20 protein-coding genes are annotated in these 21,868 nt (G+C 29.5%); 14 read left to right on the top strand and 6 right to left on the bottom strand.

The annotated features are described in order from the left end of the window. Positions 1-58: 58 nt before the first annotated feature. Complete coding sequence (locus tag J2Z76_RS01185; protein WP_209510153.1) at positions 59-577, bottom strand: peptidylprolyl isomerase; 519 nt, start codon at positions 575-577, stop codon at positions 59-61. Between the two features lie 165 nt (positions 578-742). Here J2Z76_RS01185 and J2Z76_RS01180 point away from each other — a divergent pair, with 165 nt between their 5' ends. The 3 genes from J2Z76_RS01180 to J2Z76_RS01170 all read left to right on the top strand — a co-directional run bounded on the left by J2Z76_RS01180 (position 743) and on the right by J2Z76_RS01170 (position 2,852). Next, positions 743-1,735 (top strand): hypothetical protein, encoded by a 993-nt coding sequence (locus J2Z76_RS01180; protein ID WP_209510152.1) that lies wholly within the window; start codon positions 743-745, stop codon positions 1,733-1,735. A 161-nt stretch (positions 1,736-1,896) separates the two neighbouring features. Continuing rightward, positions 1,897-2,250 (top strand): hypothetical protein, encoded by a 354-nt coding sequence (locus tag J2Z76_RS01175; RefSeq protein WP_209510151.1) that lies wholly within the window; start codon positions 1,897-1,899, stop codon positions 2,248-2,250. Between the two features lie 5 nt (positions 2,251-2,255). After that, positions 2,256-2,852: a M23 family metallopeptidase gene (locus tag J2Z76_RS01170; protein WP_209510150.1), complete on the top strand. Its 597-nt coding sequence runs from the start codon at positions 2,256-2,258 to the stop codon at positions 2,850-2,852. A 60-nt stretch (positions 2,853-2,912) separates the two neighbouring features. Here the strand turns inward: J2Z76_RS01170 and J2Z76_RS01165 are convergent, their stop codons facing one another. Both J2Z76_RS01165 and J2Z76_RS01160 read right to left on the bottom strand, forming a co-directional pair. Beyond that, positions 2,913-4,532 (bottom strand): S-layer homology domain-containing protein, encoded by a 1,620-nt coding sequence (locus J2Z76_RS01165; RefSeq protein WP_209510149.1) that lies wholly within the window; start codon positions 4,530-4,532, stop codon positions 2,913-2,915. After that, complete coding sequence (locus J2Z76_RS01160; RefSeq protein ID WP_209510148.1) at positions 4,529-6,460, bottom strand: Eco57I restriction-modification methylase domain-containing protein; 1,932 nt, start codon at positions 6,458-6,460, stop codon at positions 4,529-4,531. Before J2Z76_RS01160 ends, J2Z76_RS01165 begins: the two co-directional genes overlap by 4 nt. A gap of 193 nt (positions 6,461-6,653) precedes the next feature. Here J2Z76_RS01160 and J2Z76_RS01155 point away from each other — a divergent pair, with 193 nt between their 5' ends. The 8 genes from J2Z76_RS01155 (at position 6,654) to J2Z76_RS01120 (ending at position 14,810) form a co-directional block, all read left to right on the top strand. Continuing rightward, entirely contained in the window at positions 6,654-6,878 is a 225-nt protein-coding gene (locus J2Z76_RS01155) for a DUF1659 domain-containing protein (protein WP_209510147.1), read from the top strand. A 32-nt stretch (positions 6,879-6,910) separates the two neighbouring features. Next, on the top strand, positions 6,911-7,123 hold the full coding sequence (locus J2Z76_RS01150) for a DUF2922 domain-containing protein (protein ID WP_245210258.1): 213 nt from the start codon (positions 6,911-6,913) through the stop codon (positions 7,121-7,123). A gap of 195 nt (positions 7,124-7,318) precedes the next feature. After that, positions 7,319-8,746, top strand: a complete 1,428-nt coding sequence (locus J2Z76_RS01145; protein WP_209510146.1) for a sigma-54 interaction domain-containing protein — start codon at positions 7,319-7,321, stop codon at positions 8,744-8,746. Positions 8,747-8,893: 147 nt separating this feature from the next. Further along, positions 8,894-9,184, top strand: coding sequence for a NifU family protein (locus J2Z76_RS01140; RefSeq protein WP_209510145.1), 291 nt, complete (start codon positions 8,894-8,896; stop codon positions 9,182-9,184). A gap of 205 nt (positions 9,185-9,389) precedes the next feature. Further along, complete coding sequence (locus J2Z76_RS01135) at positions 9,390-10,844, top strand: 4-hydroxyphenylacetate 3-hydroxylase family protein (protein ID WP_209510144.1); 1,455 nt, start codon at positions 9,390-9,392, stop codon at positions 10,842-10,844. 103 nt (positions 10,845-10,947) lie between these two features. Then, positions 10,948-12,249: an acetyl-CoA hydrolase/transferase family protein gene (locus J2Z76_RS01130; RefSeq protein ID WP_209510143.1), complete on the top strand. Its 1,302-nt coding sequence runs from the start codon at positions 10,948-10,950 to the stop codon at positions 12,247-12,249. A gap of 36 nt (positions 12,250-12,285) precedes the next feature. After that, complete coding sequence (locus J2Z76_RS01125; RefSeq protein ID WP_209510142.1) at positions 12,286-13,668, top strand: aldehyde dehydrogenase family protein; 1,383 nt, start codon at positions 12,286-12,288, stop codon at positions 13,666-13,668. 26 nt (positions 13,669-13,694) lie between these two features. Next, positions 13,695-14,810, top strand: a complete 1,116-nt coding sequence (locus tag J2Z76_RS01120; protein ID WP_209510141.1) for a 4-hydroxybutyrate dehydrogenase — start codon at positions 13,695-13,697, stop codon at positions 14,808-14,810. Between the two features lie 52 nt (positions 14,811-14,862). On the opposite strand, the gene hisS is transcribed toward J2Z76_RS01120, so the two are convergent. The 3 genes from hisS to J2Z76_RS01105 are packed head-to-tail and all read right to left on the bottom strand — an operon-like array spanning position 14,863 to position 17,072. After that, positions 14,863-16,113: a histidine--tRNA ligase gene (hisS, locus tag J2Z76_RS01115; RefSeq protein WP_209510140.1), complete on the bottom strand. Its 1,251-nt coding sequence runs from the start codon at positions 16,111-16,113 to the stop codon at positions 14,863-14,865. 30 nt (positions 16,114-16,143) lie between these two features. Next, positions 16,144-16,644, bottom strand: coding sequence for a nucleoside recognition domain-containing protein (locus J2Z76_RS01110; protein WP_209510139.1), 501 nt, complete (start codon positions 16,642-16,644; stop codon positions 16,144-16,146). Between the two features lie 5 nt (positions 16,645-16,649). Next, entirely contained in the window at positions 16,650-17,072 is a 423-nt protein-coding gene (locus J2Z76_RS01105; protein ID WP_209510138.1) for a nucleoside recognition domain-containing protein, read from the bottom strand. Between the two features lie 225 nt (positions 17,073-17,297). On the opposite strand from J2Z76_RS01105, the gene J2Z76_RS01100 reads away from it, so the two are divergent. Genes J2Z76_RS01100 through J2Z76_RS01090 form a run of 3 tightly spaced genes read left to right on the top strand, consistent with a single transcriptional unit; the run spans position 17,298 to position 21,637 of the window. Then, on the top strand, positions 17,298-18,821 hold the full coding sequence (locus J2Z76_RS01100) for a glycoside hydrolase family 26 protein (RefSeq protein WP_209510137.1): 1,524 nt from the start codon (positions 17,298-17,300) through the stop codon (positions 18,819-18,821). A gap of 55 nt (positions 18,822-18,876) precedes the next feature. Further along, a complete protein-coding gene (locus tag J2Z76_RS01095) occupies positions 18,877-19,563 on the top strand; it encodes a response regulator transcription factor (protein ID WP_209510136.1) in 687 nt (228 codons plus the stop codon). Next, positions 19,538-21,637: a sensor histidine kinase gene (locus J2Z76_RS01090; protein ID WP_209510135.1), complete on the top strand. Its 2,100-nt coding sequence runs from the start codon at positions 19,538-19,540 to the stop codon at positions 21,635-21,637. The genes J2Z76_RS01095 and J2Z76_RS01090 overlap by 26 nt, the downstream gene beginning before the upstream one ends. The last annotated feature ends 231 nt before the right edge of the window (positions 21,638-21,868 follow it).

Below are 21,868 nucleotides of genomic sequence, written 5' to 3'. Positions count from 1 at the left end.
AAATAAAAAGCGTAATGAAGGACAATATTTGTTTAAGTCCGACATTACGTTTTTTTAACTATTTCTTTTCAGGTTCGTCGTAAGTTTCGCCTTGAGTATCAACTGTTACGGTTTTTAATTTAACATCAGCTAATGGACGATCTCTGTGATCAGTTTTAGAACTAGCAATTTTATTTACAATATCTAAACCTTCAATTACCTTTCCAAAAGCAGCATATTGTCCATCCAGATGAGGAGATTTTTTATGCATGATAAAAAATTGTGATCCAGCAGAATCAGGGTGACCTGATCTAGCCATTGATAAAACACCTTCATCATGTTTTAAATCATTTTTAAATCCATTCCCATTAAATTCTCCCTTTATAGTATAACCAGGTCCACCCATTCCATTGCCATCTGGGCAACCACCTTGAATCATAAATCCTTCAATAACCCTATGAAAAACTAAGCCATCATAAAAATTATGATTAATTAATGATATGTAATTTCTAACTGTATTTGGTGCTATTTCGGGATAAAGTTCAGCTTTTATCTTATCTCCATTTTCAAATTCAAATGTAACTATAGGTGATTTCATAATACCTCCATAAATTTTATATTTAATTGTTATAGTTATACTTTACACTAAGCTCAAAAATAATTCAATATAATATTATTTATAATCAAATATTTACTGTGTAACAACTATCAATGTCTAGAATATATTAGAGTAAAGTTAAAAATTGAGGAGGTAAAATAAAGCATGAGATGCTCAAATAATAACAATAATAATAATAATACCGCAGGCGCAGGTTTCACAGATAGATGTTGTACAGGACAATCAGGTTGTGATTGGGATGGAACCTTAAGAAATGTGGTAACAGAACCTATTTATGTGCAAAAGATATACGATCAAGCACTATTTAATTTACAAGGTTTAAAAACAGCACCAGGACAGGAATTTGAACCAGCATTAGGCTGTGGAACAAACATAATTAGAATTAGCGATATAAGATGCAGAAAGTTTTTTAATCCTAATAATATTAATGATGAATGTAATTTAAAAATAAATCCAAACACTGAGTTATCAGGAGGACAGTTTGTAAAAAGGGAAGACGGATCTGATTATAAAGTAATAGGACCTGATGGTATATTCAGTCAAAAATTAGTTTATGCAGATACAACATTCTGTGATGAGTTTGAAGAAGGAACACCAGTATTTGGAACACAAAATGTTGAGGTATCAGGCTGTGTAGTAGTTGAATTAGACCTAGTTGTAACTCCATGTGACTCAAATAGAGAAAGTGTAATAACATTATCAACAGTAGTAGATATAGCAGACAGATGTAATCCACTAGTATTGACTAACTTCTTTGAATTATGCGTACCATCAGTATATGATACAGCATTTTTACCAAGATTTACAGAATTATGCAATCTATCATGCGAAACACGTCTTGCTACAAACAGCATAGCTAGAGACTTCTATATTGACCCAAGAACAGGCGTGTTGTCTGTAAACTTAATAGTTTCACTTTGTATTTCTTGTGAAAAGAAAATAGTAGTACCAGTGCAACTTTGCGTTCTTTCCACAGGATTTACCCAAGTTTCTCCAGAACAAGGTCAGCTTTGTACAACATTCCCAAGATTATTCCCTAGACAAATTGACGAGAATAGCGTAGGCGGAACAGGCGGCTCTGGAGGACACGGAGGAGGATGTAGACCAAGATCAGCTTCAACTGATGAAAATGAATAAAATTTGATGAATATTAGAAATAAACAATAAAAAAACCTGTGTATTCACAGGTTTTTTTTATACCGTTACATTGTGTAATCACTGTAAAAAGAACGAATAAAAAAAATTAGCATACTATAAGTTAGATAAAATTTTTATCAAGAAAAAATGGGAGTGAAAATATGGACTTAGATTTAATTATGCAATTTGTGGTTCCGCTAATAGCTATAATATTAGGTGCTGCATCTGCCTATTATCATGAGAACGAAAAGATAAGAAATAGTTCAATAAAATATATTGCACAAGCTGAAGATATGTACAAGGATACTATAAAATCAGGTGGACAGAAATTCCAATGGGTTGTAGATACTATATATAATATTGTACCAGCACCATTTAAAATAATATTAACTAAGAAAATGATAGAAAGAATTGTACAAAGCACATTTGATGGTCTAGAGGAATATGCTAAATTACAATTAGAAAAAGCATTAAATAATTATGTAAAAAACCAAGAAAATGAAAGCAGGGATTAGTCAAGATGGTTAAATTAGAGAAATTACCTTTAGATAGTATTACCGTTAATAGTACCTTTGGCCTAAGAGATATAACATTGGATGGTAGAAAATATTGGTGGCACAATGGAATTGATTTAAAAGCTGATTTAGGAACACCTGTGTATGCTGTTGCTGAAGGTATAGTAAAAAGAGCTGTAGAAAACATCGGTAGCTATGGTAACTATTTGGTAGTTGACCATGGTAAATTTGGCACATTATACGCACATTTATCGAGTTATGTTGTTCAAGTAGGTCAAACAGTAAGTTCGGGTGATATATTAGGATATACAGGACAAACTGGTGCTGTGACAGCTCCTCATTTACACTTTGAAATTAGGGTATGTGAATATGATAGCTTTTGGGATAGGTGCGAGTGTGATAGCAATGTATTTATGCGTTGTGTAGATCCTAAAATCTATTTTGATGATTACGAAGAAAGAAACGCAGAATTAGCCGTTGATTTAGCAGCAACTATTGTAAAGAAATCTGCTGGACTAGAAGATAAAACTATGGATTATATAGTAAATGACTATAAATTTGGGGAAGATCTAATTAAAAAGTTAGCAAAAGCAATAAAATAAAAATTATTATTAACAATAAAATGAGATGCTTGCATCTCATTTTATTGTTAAATTTTTTATTTAATTTTTAACTTTTTTTAGAATTCCAGTATAAATATCATCAAAGCTAACTTTGTTTGATTTGTATATACTTAGTGATTTAATTATTTCATAATCATTTATTCCTTCAACAAAAGCTCTTTCCTTTTCATTAATAAAATTCAAAACATACAATCTGTTCAAAGAATATTTGTAAAATATATTTTCATAAGATACTAAACTATTATAATTTTGTGCACTGCTCTTTTTAATAAGAAGCAAATTAATTAGTTCAACTATTTTAGAATTATAATTTATATTGTCTATAGGGTTAGCTAAATATTGATATAGAGATAAATCCTTATAGATAGAGTAACTATAGTTTCCTAGACTGTAATTTCTAAAATCAGTTACCAAAGAACCTGGTGAGAGGCTCCAATTAATATTTATAATTGCTGGAATATTATTTGCTTTATTTAAATCATCATAGACTAATGTTTTAAGCATTTCTTTATTGTTTGATTTGATATAATATGCATACCTAAAGAATAAAATATTTGACTTTGCATTACTGTTTTGCGTTTGAGAATACCATTTTTTCAATGCATCAATATATAATTGTTCTTTAACATTATATTTATTAACTAATGAAAATAGTTGCATAAGCTCTGAGTCTTTTAAGTCATTTCTCACAATTATATTAGCAAGAATTTCATTTGCAAAATCGTCTTTTTCAGCATTACTAAATTTTCCAAAACTAATAAGATAGAAATTAACACCTGCAATATTGTTATATCCACTAGATCTCAAGGTTTTTAGAGTTTCAATAGAATTCAAGTCATATAAATGTGAGTCTTCAGGAAAAATATATCCTCCAAAAGAAACATATTCCAATGTGTTTTTCGCTTTGATATACTTTTTATCCTGAGCATTAGTTGTATTAAAATTGTAATTGCCGAAAAAAGAATACATTTCTTCACCTTTAATGGGTAAAAATTCTAATGTATTTAGGTATTTACTTGAATCACTAGTTTTCATATCATAATAAATTCTTTTTATTAAAGCAGCAGATTCTGCCCTAGATATTTTAGAACTACCACGAAAAGTATTGTCCTCATAGCCAGTTACAATGCCAGAGTTAGCCAGTTTTTTCAACTCGTTGTAATACTTATAACCATCATTAACATCAAGAAAAGCCAATGGATTATCATAAATTGGTTTCTTGCAAAAGATGGAAACCAGTAGAATTGCCTCCTCTCTAGTTATTGGTTTGTCTGGATAAAAACTATTCCCAGGGAAAATATTTGTAAATGAGTAGTTTTTATTGTTTTTATTGAAGTGCTCATACATGGAAATAATGTATGTGTACGACCAATGCTCTGACATATCCGTATATGCCATATTACTTGTGTAAATTTCCTTCATCATATTTAGCTTGTATGCTGTTCTAGCTAAAATAGTTATGAACTCAGAGCGGGTAATATTATTATCAGGTCTAAATGTTAAATCTCCATAACCCTTAAATACTTTAAGAGTATCAGTAGACCATCTAATATCATTTTCTGCCCAATGATCATAAGTATCATAAAAAACAGTGTTAGCATAACTAGGCTGAATGGACAACACAATAAAAATTAAAGTAAAAAATAATAGCTTTTTCATTTTGCGTCATCACCTTTTTTTGTAATATATTTATTTATAATTGCTTGTTCCCTTACGCTAATATTAAACACCTTTTCTAGAAAATTATCAATACTAATTTTATCTAAACCATATATATTTTTTACCAATTTTTCATCTGGCAAATATATTTTCATTAAATTCAACTTATTAGGGTAGTATTCAAATAAGTTAGAGCCAACCTTTTTTGCTTGGCACTTAAAATAAAATTCAAAAATATTGGAATTTAAATAACTTTGCAAATATTCAAATGATAGATTATCATGTAATTCATTGATGAAATAAACATCTGCACTACAATAATATTCATTCTTATCAAAGCAAAAATTATTTGAATCTGATTTGTAAGGAAATAATATCTTTGGATTTTCAAAATCAGATTGTACTCGCCCCCACTGTAATTCATACCATTTTCGAAAACCTTTCTTACATTCGCGTCTATTAATTAGAATATCCTTATATGGTTGTAGATATTTTATAGTATTAGGGTATTCTTCTTCGTTTTCAATCATATTTGTGTAAATGAGATACAGATTTTTATAGGATATATTTGTTTTTGAAATGTTGCTATTTTTAATCCATTTTTTTAAGAGAGAACTTTCCAAATGATATTTTTCAATTTCTTCAACACTCACAATAAAAGCTTTGTCTAGACCCGTAATAATTCCTTGCTTAATGTTACATACATTTCTAATATATGTGTTGCATTGACTTTCTATGCGGTGAAATAGTTGTTCTTCTACTTCGTTTAAAATAATCCACCCTTTATTCTCCAATTTAGTTTGTCCATAAGTGAAATTATCAATTTTTAAATTATCTATATTATATTTGACGTATGAAAACATGTTTTTGTTCAAATTTTTATTAAATAAAGTTATAATAGCAGGGCTAACCATAACCCCCTTAAAAGCTTTGAAACCATTATAATCAACAATTGAGATAATACTAAAATTGTTTTTAATATAATTTCTAAGTTTATCTGCATACATAGCTTCCATGAAATAGCGAGATGTTATTAAACATAATATACCATTAACCTTTAGAAGTTCTTTACCTCTTTTAAAAAAACAATAAGAGATATCTGATTTATCGTAAAAAACTTCAGGGTATTTGTTTTTTAATAAAAGTTTATATTCTTTTTTAATTTGCTTGTGACCAATATATGGTGGGTTACCAATTATTATATCAAAAGAAACATCCAAACCATCAGACTGTGTTAAAAAATCTGTATTTATAATATTAAAATCGGCACTGTTCAAACAAGAGTTAAAAAGTAGTCCCATTTTAGTTAAAAATATTGAAAAATCATCAATATCTATACCATAAATCATATTTTCTAATATATATTTTTCATCAATACCAAGTGATTTTCTTACAGCCTCATCACGAATTTTTTTAAATGATTCTATTAAAAAGTATCCACCTCCGCAAGATGGATCTAGAATTTTCATGTCTATATTTATTTTTTGCATTTCAAATGTTTTAGACAGCATATTTTCGATTATATGAAATGGAGTATAAACTTGTCCTAGTGATTTTTTTTCCTTAGGAGTCAAAAGCAATTCGTATAGTTTAGCAGGTATAAAATTATTATGGATTACTGTATCTTTGAAATCATTAATCAAATTATAAATTTTTTCTTCAATTTCTAAACTTCCTAAATCAAAAATACTGTATTCGTTTAATATACCCATAATATCATTATTTGAAACATTTTTTGACAAAGTATAATCTAGAGATTTCTGTTCGGTTACTTTACTAATAAAAAGAAATTTAGACATTAAAAAAATAACATATTTCACATTTGTTATATAATTTGAAGATTCTGAATTATATATATTATCTAAATCATTCAAATTGCTCATATCAGCAATAATTGAAGCTACACGCTTTATAAAAGCTTTATCCATAACGACCCCTTTAAATAATAAATTGTAATTTATTAATAAACCAACTAAAAAAATAGGCTAAAATTAAATGTTTGAGTACGCAATAAAAGAAGCTGCGCATCATTTGCTAATTCTATCATTATTTTAAAAATATTTCAATACATTTACGGGTCTGATGCTATATAGTATATACATGAACAAAGGAGGTGATAATATGGCAATTATCGCTAACCAATCAGATTCTAAATTAAAACTTGTATTAGATGCAGGTTTAGACGAGAATAACAAAGAAATAACAAAAAATAAAACATTTGCAAATGTTAAAACAACAGCTACAAATGAAAATGTATATGAAGTAGCAACTGCATTAGCAGGAATTCAAAGCTATACTTTAAAAAATATAAAAAAATATGAAGAATATGATTTAGTAGAAGAATAAAAAGTTAATATAGAGTGAAAGAGGGTGAGAATATGGCTAAAAAGTTATCAATGTCATTTGCAACATCACTTGGAGGAAAAACATCATTGACACTAGATGAACCAATAGACGGACTAACAGAAACAGCAGTTAGAGGCGTTATGGAAACTATTATTAGTAGTAATGTTTTTGATTCAAGTAAAGGTGATTTAACAGAAGTAAAAGCAGCAAAAGTAGTTACAACAATGACAGAAACATTAATCTAGAATGAAAAAGGGCGAATTACTCGCCCTTTTTTACATAATAGGAAAATTTCCGCTACCAGAAGTAGCGTAGTAACATTTTTAAATATTATGACTAATATTGTAGTTTCTTGTTGAATTAAATCAAATATTGTGATATATTTAACATACTGAAAGAAATATCAAATGAAATATAAATACAGCAAATGTAGGTGCAAAATGAATAGAATTTCTTTAGAAGCTCAGTTGTTATTAATGGAAAATTTTGAACGTGTTATAGACTCGTCTTTTGATGGAATGTTTATAACTGACGGCATTGGAAATATTCTTTACTTAAATTCAGCATATGAAAAAATTGCCTCTTTAAAAAGGGTAGACTTGTTGGGAAAAAATATGGTAGATATTGAAAAAGCAGGCATTATATCTAAATCTGCTACACTTATTGTGCTTAAAAAAAGAAAAACAACTTCCTTGAATCAAGAATTTAAAACAGGAAGAACTGCTTTAGTCACAAGTACGCCAATATTTAATGATAAGAATGAAATTATTTTTGTAGTTACAAATGTAAGAGATATTAGTGAACTTGAACAATTAAAGAAAAAGGTTCAAACAAATAAGAATCTAGTTAAGAAATATGTTTATCAAATTGAAGAATTGAAAAATCAATTGATTCAAGATGGAGAGATAATTGCTGAAGATTATAAGATGCTTAAAATCCTACAAAGTGTAAAAAGAGTAGCAAAGGTAGATACTACAGTTTTGATACTAGGAGAAACTGGTGTAGGCAAAGAAGAAATAGCTAAAATAATATATAAAAATAGCTTAAGAGTGGAAGGTCCTTTCATAAAAGTAAACTGTGGAGCTATACCTGAAAATTTACTAGAGTCAGAATTTTTTGGATATGAAAAAGGAGCATTTACAGGAGCAAACAATGTTGGGAAAATAGGACTCTTTGAGCTAGCAGATAATGGAACTATTTTCTTAGATGAAGTAGCAGAATTGCCCTTAAATATGCAAGTTAAACTTTTGAGGGTGTTACAAGAAGAAACAATAACTAGAATTGGTGGACATAAAGAAATAAAAATAAATGTTAGGATTATATCTGCAACAAATAACGATTTAGAGGAAATGGTGAAAAAAGGTCTATTTAGAGAGGATTTATTTTATAGACTCAATGTAATTCCAATAACAATACCTCCTCTAAGAGAAAGAAGAGGAGATATAGCTCCTCTTCTTAAACATTTTGTAGATTATTATAATGCAAAATATAATACTAATAAAAAAATTGATAGCAAGGTAATAAGCATTTTGTATGAATATCCTTGGCCAGGAAACATAAGGCAAATAAAAAATAATATAGAAAGAATGATTTTGCTTAGTGAAGATAGCTTAATCACTGTCAAGGATATACCACTGGATATTATAAAGGAACAAAATAGTGAATTAATTAACGAAATTGAGAATAAAACGTTAAAAGAAGCAGTTGGCATCTTAGAATACAAGATGATTACAAATGCATATGAAAAACATAAAAATGTCAGGGATGCATCTAAAACATTAGGCATTGATGCTGCAACGTTTGTACGAAAAAGAAAGAGGTATGAAGATGCAAGAATGCAACAAGATTGCAAAAACGCAACAAAGTAAGATAGGCACAATAAAACTGATAAAAGGCCTATATACGCATCGGTACGTTAAAAAATTAACAAAATATCTATTCTGATTCGAACATAATCTTGTTGCATTTTTGCAACAAACAAAAAATAATCATAGAAAAGAAGGGAAAATAGGAAAATGAATAATAAAAAAAATCAAATTGAAAAAATATTAAAAGAAAAAGTTAATCCTGTGCTTGAGGAACATTATGGAGGAGCAGAATTAGTTGAAATCAAGGATAATACGGTTTATGTAAGGATGACGGGAGCATGTGGTACATGTCCTTTATCCCAAATGACATTAGAAAATGTTATAGAGGAAAAAATAAAGGGAGAAATGCCTGAAATTGAGAGAGTGACTCTATATCAAGGTGTTTCTGATGATTTGATAGACATGGCTAAGAAAATTTTAAACAAAGAAATTAAATAGTTGGCATGAGTTTTGCATTATAAAATACTTGTAAAGTAAATTATTTGTTAATTAAATTACTATATTTAATTAACAAATAATTTGGTACGCATGAATTGCTCACCTATGCTTTAAGATTACTAATGGTATCTCATGTTGTAGGAAGGAATTGCATGCATTCCGTTTAAGTTTAATAAATTATAATAAATAAAAGGAGATATATATCATGCCATTAATGACAGGAGAACAGTACATTGAAAGTTTGAGAAAACTTAAAACAAAAGTATTTGTGTTTGGAGAGAGAGTTGAAAATTTTGTAGATCATCCCATGATTCGTCCATCTATTAATTCAGTTGCTATGACATATGAATTAGCACATGATCCACAATATGAAGACCTTATGACAGCTACATCTAATTTAACAGGAAATAAAGTAAATAGATTTTGCCATTTACATCAAAACACAGGCGATTTAATTAAAAAAGTTAAAATGCAAAGATTATTAGGACAAAAAACAGCATCATGTTTCCAAAGATGCGTTGGTATGGATGCATTCAATTCAATATGGTCAACAACATATGAAATAGACAAGAAACATGGAACACATTATCATGAGAATTTTAGAAAATATCTTGAATATGTTCAAGAAAATGACCTTACAATTGATGGAGCTATGACTGATCCAAAAGGAGATAGGTCTTTAGCACCAAGCCAACAAGAAGATCCAGATATGTTTGTTCACATAGTTGAAAAAAGAGAAGATGGAATAGTAGTAAGAGGAGCAAAAGCTCACCAAACTGGTTCTATTAACTCTCACGAGCATTTAATAATGCCTACTATAGCTATGAAAGAAGATGATAAGGCATTTGCAGTATCATTTGCAGTACCATCTGATGCAGAAGGTGTATTTATGATATACGGTAGACAATCATGTGATACTAGAAAATTAGAAAAAAATGCAGATATAGATTTAGGAAACAAAAACTTTGGTGGACAGGAAGCATTAGTTGTATTTGATGATGTATTTATTCCATGGGACAAAGTGTTCTTGTGTGAAGAATATGAATTTGCTGGGGTTTTAGTTGAAAGATTCGCAGGATACCACAGACAAAGCTACGGCGGATGTAAAGTTGGAGTTGGTGATGTTTTAATAGGAGCAGCAGCAGTTGCAGCAGAATATAACGGAGCATCAAAAGCATCACACATAAAAGATAAATTAATAGAAATGACTCACTTAAATGAAACATTATATTGCTGCGGTATAGCATGTTCAGCAGAAGGATATCCAACAGAGGCAGGAAATTATCAAATAGATATGCTTTTAGCAAATGTATGTAAACAAAATGTAACTAGATTCCCATATGAAATAGGAAGATTAGCAGAAGATATAGCAGGTGGATTAATGGTAACTATGCCATCACAAGCAGATTTTGATTCAGAGGAAATTGGAAGTTATTGCCACAAATATTTCAAAGGAAACGGTAAAGTTTCTACAGAAAATAGAATGAGAATATTAAGATTTATAGAAAATATGTGTTTAGGTTCTTCTGCTGTAGGATATAGAACAGAATCAATGCATGGAGCAGGATCACCACAAGCACAAAGAATTATGATTGCAAGACAAAGCAACATAGAGCATAAAAAAGAGTTAGCAAAAAACATAGCTGGAATCAAAGAATAAGCAAACAATGAAACAAAAAACGTAGGGCAGACTACAATGTCTGCCCACGTAAAATAATAAATATTAATTTTACAATAAAAAACTACAATATAATGAGGTAGCAATGGATTGGAAAGAAATATATAAACAAAAACTGAGAGAACCAGAAGAAGTAGTCAAGTTAATAAAATCTGGAAATAGAGTAGTTATCGGTCATGCTGCAGGAGAACCAACTGCATTGGTAGATGCAATGGTAAAAAACTGCAATCAATATGAAAATGTTGAAATTATTCATATGGTGGCATTGGGTAAATGTGAATATACAAAACCTGAAATGTCAAATCACTTTAAACATAACGCACTATTCGTAGGTGGAAGTACAAGAGAATCAGTAAAAGAATGCATATCAGATTATACGCCTACATTTTTTTATCAAGTACCTAAATTATTTAAAAAAGGATATTTGCCTATTGATGTTGCATTAGTAGAAGTATCTAAACCAGACGAGCATGGGTTTTGCAGCTTTGGAGTTTCATGTGACTATACTAAAACAGGTGCAGAATGCGCTAAAATAGTAATAGCGGAAGTAAATGATCAAATGCCTAGAACATTTGGAGACAACTTCATTCATGTGAGTGATATAGATTATATAGTTGAATCATCAAGATCGTTAATAGAATTACAACCTCCCAAAATAACGGATGTGGAAAAAGCAATTGGTGAAAATTGTGCTTCCCTAATTGAAGATGGTTCAACACTCCAATTAGGAATAGGAGCAATACCAGATGCAGTATTACTATTTTTAAAAGATAAAAAGGATTTAGGAATACATTCAGAAATGTTTTCTGATGGGTTGGTTGATTTATATAATTCAGGAGCAATTAATAACAGTAGAAAAAGTCTTCACAAAGGAAAAATGGTAGTTACATTTTTAATGGGAACAAAAAAGCTCTATGATTTTGTAAATGATAATCCAGCAGTTGAATTATATCCAGTAAGCTATGTAAATGACCCAATGGTTATAATGCAAAATAGTAAGATGGTATCAATAAATTCATGTATACAAGTAGATATGATGGGACAAGTTTCATCAGAGTCCATAGGACTTACACAATTTAGTGGAGTTGGTGGACAGGTAGATTATGTCAGAGGCACAAGCATGTCAGAAGATGGGAAATCAATAATAGCAATGCCATCTACAGCATCAAAGGGCAAAATATCAAGGATAGTACCATTCCTAGATCACGGTTCAGCAGTTACAACATCTAGAAATGATGTAGAATATATAGTAACAGAATATGGTATAGCAGATTTAAGAGGTAAAACCTTAAAGCAAAGAGCAAGAGATCTTATAAAAATAGCACACCCAGACTTTAAGGATACATTAATAGAAGAATTTGAAAAAAGATTTAAAGAAAAATTTTAATAAATATAACAATACAATATTGGAGGACTTAAAATTATGGACAATAAAGAATTTATTCAACAATTAGTAGCAAATGCGAGAGAAGCTCAAAAGGAATTAGCTACATATACACAAGAAGAACTAGACAATATAGTAAAAGTAATAGCAAGAACAGTATATTTAAATGCAGAAGAACTAGCAAAGATGGCTGTTGAAGAAACTGGTATGGGCGTATACGACGATAAAGTTGCTAAAAATAAAGGAAAATCAAAAGTAATTTGGAATAACTTAAAAAGCAAAAAATCAGTTGGAATAATTGAAAGAGATGAAGAAAAAGGGCTAGTAATGGTTGCAAAACCAGTAGGAGTAGTTGGAGCAGTAACACCTACTACTAATCCAATAGTAACACCAATGTGTAATTCAATGTTTGCAATCAAGGGAGGAAATGCAATTATAGTAGCTCCACACCCAAGATCGCAAAAATGTAGTGCATACACAGTTGAATTAATAAATAAAGAACTTGAAAACAAAGGAATTAGATGTCCTAAAAATGCTATTCAAGTAATAACAGAATCAACAATAGAAAAAACAAATGAACTTATGAAAGCAGTTGATGTAGTAGTTGCAACTGGTGGAATGGGAGTAGTTAAAGCAGCATATTCAAGCGGTAAACCATCATTTGGTGTTGGTGCAGGAAATGTACAGGTAATAGTAGATAGAGATGTTGATTTTAATGATGCAACAGCTAAAATTATAGCAGGAAGAAAATTTGACAATGGTATAATTTGTTCAGGAGAACAAACAATTATAGCACCAAGAGATAAATACGATGAAGTTATAGAAGCTGCAGTTAAAAATGGAATCTATTATATAGATGACGAAGCAACAGTTGAAAAATTCAGAAAAACATTATTTGTTGATGGAGTTATAAATAAAGATGTAGTTGGACAATCAGTTCAAAAAGTAGCAAGTATAGCTGGGGTAGAAGTACCACAAGAAACAAAAGTTATATTGTTAAAGGCAAGTGGCATAGGATCAGAAGATGTACTTTGTAAAGAAAAAATGTGTCCAGTAATGGCAGCTTTCAAATATGATACATTTGAAGAAGCAGTTGAAATTGCACAAACTAACTTAAACTATGAAGGAAAAGGACATTCAGCAGCAATTCACTCAAACAATAAAGACCACATTGATTATGCAGGAATTAATTTAACAGTAAGTAGATTAATAGTAAATGCATCATCATCGACAACAGCAGGTGGTTCATTAACTAATGGATTAGCACCAACGACAACACTAGGTTGTGGAACATGGGGAAATAATGCAATTTCTGAAAACTTTGATTATAAGCACCTTATAAATATTTCAAGAATAGGTATGGTAATTGAAGATGCAAAAGTACCAACAGATGATGAAATATGGACTGAACTAGGAGCATAAATATAGCTTAGATATAGGAGGCAGTAATGAGAGTACTAAAAATAAAACCAGAAATTCATAAATTTCAAAACTTTGGAGATTTTGCTAAAGAGTTTAATATAGGCAAAGGTGACTTTGTTATAACAAATGAATTTATATATGAACCATTCATGAAGCAATTAAACCTAGAAGCAGATTTCATGTTCCAGGAAAAATTTGGAGTGGGTGAGCCATCAGATGAAATGATAAACAACATAATGTCTGAAATCCGCGGAAAAGATTACAAAAGAGTAATAGCAGTAGGTGGAGGAAGTATCATAGATATTTCTAAACTTTTAGTTTTAAAAGATTCAGGAAACTGTGTTGATTTATTCGAAAGAACTGTTCCATTAATAAAAGAAAAAGAACTAATAATAGTGCCTACAACATGTGGTACAGGAAGTGAAGTTACAAATATATCTATAGCTGAAATAAAATCAAAGCACACAAAAATGGGTTTAGCAGCAGATGAATTGTTGGCAGATTATGCAGTTTTAATACCAGAATTAGTTAAAGGATTACCATACAAATTTTTTGTTACAAGCTCAGTAGATGCATTGATACATGCAGTTGAATCATTTGTATCACCTAAATCAAATCCTTTTACAGAATTATTCAGTATGAAGGCAGTAGAGCTAATAATTAAAGGATATATGGAAATAGTAGAAAAAGGCGAAGATTACAGACTTGAAATATTAGAAGATTTTGTAGTTGGAAGCAATTATGCAGGAGTGGCCTTTGGAAACACAGGAGTTGGAGCAGTTCATGCACTTTCTTATCCATTAGGAGGAACTTATCACGTACCTCATGGAGAGGCAAACTACCAATTCTTTATAGAAGTGTTTAAATATTATTATAAACTTAACCCTACAGGAAAAATTAAACAAATAAATAAACTGATTGCAGATATAATAGGTTCAGACGAAAGCAATGTTTACGAAGAACTTGGAAAATTATTAAATAACTTACTTAGCCTCAAACCACTTAGAGAATATGGAATGAAGCAAGAAGAAACAGAACTGTTTACAGACAGTGTAATTAAAACACAACAAAGACTTTTAGTAAATAATTACGTACCACTCGATAGACAGGATATACTGAACATATATACCTCTTTATATTAAATAGTTAAAAAATGACATAAAAAAACAGATGCCCCAACATCTGTTTTTTTATTTAAGATAAGCTCTTAACTTCAGTATCATCCCCGCTAAATACAGCATACTTACTAAATCCATAACCATCAAATTGATTAAGCTGCTTGCCTAGTTTTTTAGATTTTTCATATACAGATACAGTATAACCTTGACTTCTCAATTCATCGGCTTTTTTCATGACATTAATATAGCTATCACTTTTTTCAAAAAGCAAAACAACCTTCTCTAAATTAGGGACCTTGAACTTTTCTTCAATAAGCTGATTAACGAGTCGTTCAAATCCAATCGAAAAACCAATTGCAGGTATTTGCTGACCAATGAAATTTCCTACCATTTCATCATACCTACCACCACCAGCAATAGAATAGCCAAGATTTTTATAAGCAATTTCAAAAATCGAACCAGTATAATATCCCATACCTCTAATCAAAGTAAAATCAAACTCTATGTCATATTTACCATTAGCATAATCTTTCACATCATTCATAATTTTTTCTACATCAGAAATAACATCTTCAGGTACAGAATAAGAAGAAAGGCATCTAGTTCCGTTTTTACTTATATTTTCAAGAGCATCCATTAATTTAGAAATGCACTCTTCATTATAATTCTTGCCTTTTAACTCAGATTCAACGCCAGACATTCCGATTTTATCTAATTTATCAACAATTATACATACACTGTCAAATTCATTATCTAAAAAACCACAATTTAAAATAACGGCTTTCAAAACTCTTCTGTCATTAAATCTAACTACAAAATCAGTAACATTAAGAGCTGTCAAAGCCTTTGCAGTAGTAGTGATAAGCTCTAATTCAGCAGCAGAAGAACCATCACCAATTATATCTATATCACATTGTTTAAAGCTTCTGTATCTTCCTTTTTGAGCTCTTTCAGCTCTAAATACATTACCTACCTGCAATGCTTTAAAAACAGATGGTAAATTAGATTGATTTTTGCAATAAAATCTACTCAAAGGAATAGTGAGATCATATCTCAATCCTAAATCAGCTAAGTCATCTTCGCATATATCTGTTTTTGAAAAGTCAAGTTTTTCACCTCTTTTCAGTATTTTAAAAATCAGCTTTAAATTTTCTCCACCTTTACTACCAATTAAGTTTTCAATGTTTTCAACAACAGGCGTTTCAATAAGATTAAAGCCACTTTGTTTATAAGTGCTTACAATAACATTTTCAACATAATCTCTAATTTCCTTTTCCTGCGGAGTAAAATCCCTCATACCCTTAGCCGGGTTTAAATTTACTTTCATTTAAAATCCTCCTGTTTAATTAAATTGCATTTATTTATTAGTAGAGTTATGTTCATAACTCGTATGCTCATGGCAAATATTAATATCAGATATATCCGAAAAGTCTTTTTTAATAAGTTTAGATAAAACATAAGTCGTAAAAACTGCTGCAATAATTCTAGAACCTAAGATTGCCAAATAATCAGCACCAATAGCTCCAAAAATCAATGTATCCTCAATGACTGCATGACATAGAGATAAAAACATACATATTAAAAAAATACTTCTCTTATCAACATCATGTTCATTGGTACTTTGAATTATGGCACCGGCACCAAATAATAAGCCGAAAATAATTCCTATAATAAGTGAGATTCCTGATTTCTCATTAATGGTTAAAAAATTAGTTGCAGGCTTTATTAAATTTGAAATTTTGTCTATGATTTTTAAATCTTTAAATATTTCCATAACAAGCATTAAAGGAATAATTACTTTAGTAATATTCCAAGTAAAAGATAATAAGTTAATAAATAAATCTATAATATAATCCATAATAATCACCCAAATATCCTATAATATAAAAACCCAAATAAAATCGAAAAAAACAATCTTACAGCAATACTTGCCCAAGCACTGACCCCTAGTTTTTTAATAACTGCAGTTTCAGCAATTAAATTATGAGCGATTGAAGTCATAATAGCTATTGTTGTAGCTTGAACTGCATTTAGTTTAATAGCTGCCAAAGTACCTAAAGCTCCGTAAATACCTGAGAAATACCCAACAATTAATGTTAATGATGCTTCACCTGGTAATCCAAAAAAGGACATCACAGGTGTAAAAAAAGTTGCAATAATACTAAGTAAACCTGAAATCGAAAGCAACTGAACTCCTATATATATAGGAACCATAAGCTTTAACAAGGCAATGAGGGTTTTGATTCCATTGTTAAATCCCCTCTTAAACGTGTCTAAAGTAACCATTATTTAATAAGTCCTCCTGATTTTTATCACGAAATGATTATAGCATATAATGCATACATAGTACAATTAATATTTTGTTGTAAAATGAACAATAACATATGATGAAAATAATTTTGTATTCAATTGACACCAACAACTATGTTTGTTAAAATTAGCTATAAATGAAATTTGAGTAAATAGATAAAATTTATAAATAATTTACATTAATTAAAAGGAGAAACATAAATGAATTTTAAGAAATATTTAGCCATTTCCCTAATAGCATTAGCAATAACTTCAAATTTAGCATATGGTGATGAAACATATAGTGATGAAAGTACACAAATCACATCATATTCAACAAGCTATAACAAATATACCAATAATCCATTTGGATATCAAATAGTTCTTCCTAAATATTTAATATTGAATGAAGACATTGTAAATGTAAAAAGTAGATTTGAATCGAAAAATTTAGTAGTAGAAGTTCTTTATGATGATTTCAACAATACGCTAGACACAAAATATTCATATAATATTTATGGAAATAATGGAATAAAGAGAAATGACGAGTTTGAAGTTACAGCAGAATATGAACACCCTTTTGGCGGAGTAAGTTCTCATATCACACTATATGAGAGAAGAAAACTTAAAGGGGATGAAATAGATAGAAATTATTATGCAACAATTGCTATACCTAGAACGTCTAAAGAGATAGTAACCGTATTTATAAAATCAGCAGCACCTATATATATTGATTATATAATGCCAAGTTTCAAGTTTATAGATAAGTCAGGAAAAATGAAAGAAGACAAGGTATTTGAGCCAGTAAAAAAACAATTTGATGTTTTAACACAAGAATTTTACGAACAATACTTTGAAAAAAATGATAAAATTGATTTTGGAATATTTGAACCTACATTTCCAACATACCAGTATAGACTTGTGCAGTTAGAAAATTTATATAACTATAATTTTCCAGTAACGTTGACATATAATTCTTTTGTTCTTCCATTTAAAAGTGCATACATGGAAAAAGCAAAAGAACTAGGAAAAGTTGTGGAATATACCTTGTATACCACAGACATGATAGAAAACAAAGAAAAAGATATAACATTGGAAATTATAGAGGGAAAGTACGATGATTATTTGGATAGTTTAGCAGAAAGTTTTAATGAATATGATTTTCCAGTTTTGTTTAGAATAAATAATGAGATGAATGGTGCTTGGGTTTTGTATTCTTCGTATTTTGTAGGTAAGGACACTGACTTATATATAGAGTGCTGGAGATACATATATGATAAGTTTAAGGAAAAGGGAGTAGATAACCTCATATTTGTGTGGAATCCAAACGAATTATCTTTTCCAAATTTTTCATATAATAACTATTTATCCTATTACCCAGGCAATGATTATGTAGATGTTGTAGGATTAACAGCTTACAACACAGGAAATTATTATAAAGGCGAAACTTGGAGAAAATTCGAAGAAGCTTATGATGCATTTTATTATGATTATGAATCACATTTTAAACATCCTATGATGATTACAGAATTTAGTTGTTCCACTACAGGAGGAAATAAAAGTGAATGGTTTGTAGATATGTTTAATACAATAACTAAATATGAAAAAATTAAGATAGCAGTATTATGGAATGGTCAGGACTATGATATGACAAAACCAACCAAAACTGTATCAAGAAATTACAGATTAGATCAAGATGATAATGTCATTAATGCATTAATAGAGGGATTTAAGAAGTTTAAGTAGGTACAATACCTAACTTAAATTTTCGCATACATTTTAAGGAGGCACAAAATTAATTATGAACATATTAGTTTGTGATGATGAAATAGAAATAGTTGAAGCAATAGAAATATACCTAAGAAATGAAGGATATAATATTTTTAAATGCTACAACGGATTAGATGCAATTGAAACAGTAGAAAACAATGAAATTCATTTAGTTGTTATGGATATAATGATGCCAGAAATGGATGGTATTAAAGCTACTGAAAAAATTAGAGAAGTAAAAAATATACCAGTTATAATGCTATCAGCAAAATCCGAAGACATAGATATAGTAACTGGTTTAGAAATGGGAGCAGATGATTATATAACTAAACCATTCAAACCTATAGAACTCATAGCAAGAGTTAATTCACAGCTTAGAAGATACACGACACTTGGCAGTGTAATAGATAATAAGGATATATACAAAACAGGAGCCCTTGTAATAGATGATGAAAGAAAAGAAGTTACAGTAGATGGAGAAGTAGTAAAACTTACACCAGTAGAATATAAAATACTTTTATTCTTAACACAAAATGCAGGAAAAGTATTTTCCATCGAAGCTATATATGAAAAAGCATGGAATGAACCATCATTTAATCCAGAAAATACAGTTGCTGTTCACATACGTCGAATAAGAGAAAAAGTAGAGATAGATCCTAAAAATCCGAAGTATCTGAAGGTGGTGTGGGGCGTTGGCTACAAGGTGGAAAAGATTTAACAGAAGCACACTTAACAAAACCATAGCATTTTCTTTGTTTGTTTTATGTATATTAGTAGGAGTTAATTCAGGATTAAATATTTTCTTAAATGTTGAAAACTATGAAAGTGTAACAGTTGAGAAATATTTAGAGAGCAATTCACTTAGCAATGAACTTAGATATTCTGCAAGTAGACTTGAGTATGTGCTTCGAAATTACAAAAGTGAAAAATATATAAAAAGCGGAGGAACCGTTAAAAACATTGATGTAGAGGATAGTTGGCAGTTAACAAATTTATACAACAATTTTATAACGGAGAATAATTACGAGGATGGAGAAGAAACTGTAAAGCTTTTTTGGATACAAAAAAATGATGAAATACAAGCAATTAAAGAAATTATTAAAAAAAGCGATTTAGCAAATTATGAGCAAATAATATATGACTTAAATAATCCAGAAGGACTTAAGTATTATGCAACAGATGGAGTTAATATTTGTACAAATACAGACGATCCAGACAAAGAATTTTATAATACAAGAAAAGCTTATGTGTTGATAGATGATACAGGTGTAGAAATTTATCCTGAAAATGGTGATAGTAGTTATTCGCCTTCATTGTTAGATAGAATCAAAAATATTGAAGGTGGAAGCGATGAAACAATAATATATATTGGCATTACAGATGAAGGGTTAGCTACTCGCATAGAAAAATGGAACAATGATAGGGAAACATTGATTAAAAATATAATATTAATTACAATTTGCTTTATTTTAGCTATTATGTGCTTTATATTCCTATTGATTGCTATAGGTAAAAAAGTCGAAGATGAAGAAATTCACTATATTTTTATAGATAAAATATATTCCGATATTAATTTATTAATAATCACATCAATTGTAACTGTATCTATATTGCAGTTTGACCATATTATAAATATAAGACATATTAATGTTAATTTAATGAAGTTAGCAATGCTGTCAACATCATTATTAGTTGTGACCTTTTTTTTAGCATTGTTTTTATCCATAGTGAAACACTTGAAAGATGGGAATATTATAAAGTATTCTTTTATATTTATTTCATTATCAAAAATATTAGAAATTTTAATAAAAATTATCAGTAGTGGACCATTGATGCTAAAAACAATGTCAACTATAGTTATATTAATGATTTTAACAATAATTTCTGTAAAATATCCGCCATCTATCTTCATAGTTTTATTAATATCTGCTTATGTAGTATATAATAAAATTAAATTGTTTAGTAAAATACAAGATGGCATAAGAATAGCAAAAGAAGGCGATTATGAAAATAAAATAGTTTTACACGGTAATGGTGAATTTAAAAGTTTGGCAGATGATATAAACGCTATAACAGATGGACTAAAAATAGCAGTTCAAAATGGTGTAAAAAGTGAAAGGTTAAAAACAGAATTGATTACAAATGTATCCCATGATATAAAGACACCTCTCACATCTATAATATCATATGTGGACTTGTTGAAAAGAGAGGGGCTACAATCAGTAAATGCCCCAAAATATTTAGATGTACTTGATAGGAAGTCAAGTAGGCTTAAGATTTTAACAGAGGATTTATTTGAAGCAGCAAAATTAACAAGTGGAAATATAAAAGTTAATTTTGAAAAAGTTAATATAAATGCTTTAGTTTCTCAAATACTAGGTGAACTAGATGAAAAAATACAAGAATCAAAGCTTGGATTTAAAGTAAGTGCTACTAGTGAAAAAATATTAGCTAATGCAGATGGTAGATTTCTGTCTAGAGTAATGGAAAATCTATTGTCCAATATTTTCAAATATGCTTTAAAAGGTTCAAGAGTGTACATTGATATCGTAGAAACAAATCATGAAGTAGCAGTGTGCTTTAAAAATGTATCAGCCAATGAATTAAATATCCCTGTAGAAGAGTTGATGGAGAGATTTAAGCGAGGAGATGAATCCAGAAATTCAGAAGGGAATGGATTAGGTTTAGCTATAGCGAAAAGCTTGATGGAAGTACAAAATGGAGAATTAGAATTAAGTATAGATGGAGATCTTTTTAAGGCAGAAATTAAAATGCCACTTTATAAATCTTAGTTATCTTTAATAAATAAAAAAATCAAAAAGTTTGAATAAAAAATCAAAATCAGGTTAAAATACTATCAAAAGAAAAAGAGTGTAACTTTTAAATATAACGTCCCCCTTTATTTTAATCACACGCTTTTTCTTTTTTTTATGCTTAATAAAATATTGGATAACATAACTAGCTTTGAAAAATAGGCGAGAATAACCACATTAGTATAAAAAATTAATTATAGTAAATATTGT

It is taken from the genome of Sedimentibacter acidaminivorans (genome assembly GCF_017873955.1).
Classification (GTDB): domain Bacteria; phylum Bacillota; class Clostridia; order Tissierellales; family Sedimentibacteraceae; genus Sedimentibacter; species Sedimentibacter acidaminivorans.
Note: the sequence above shows the minus strand (reverse complement) of the source record. Positions and strands in the feature narration are given on the sequence as shown.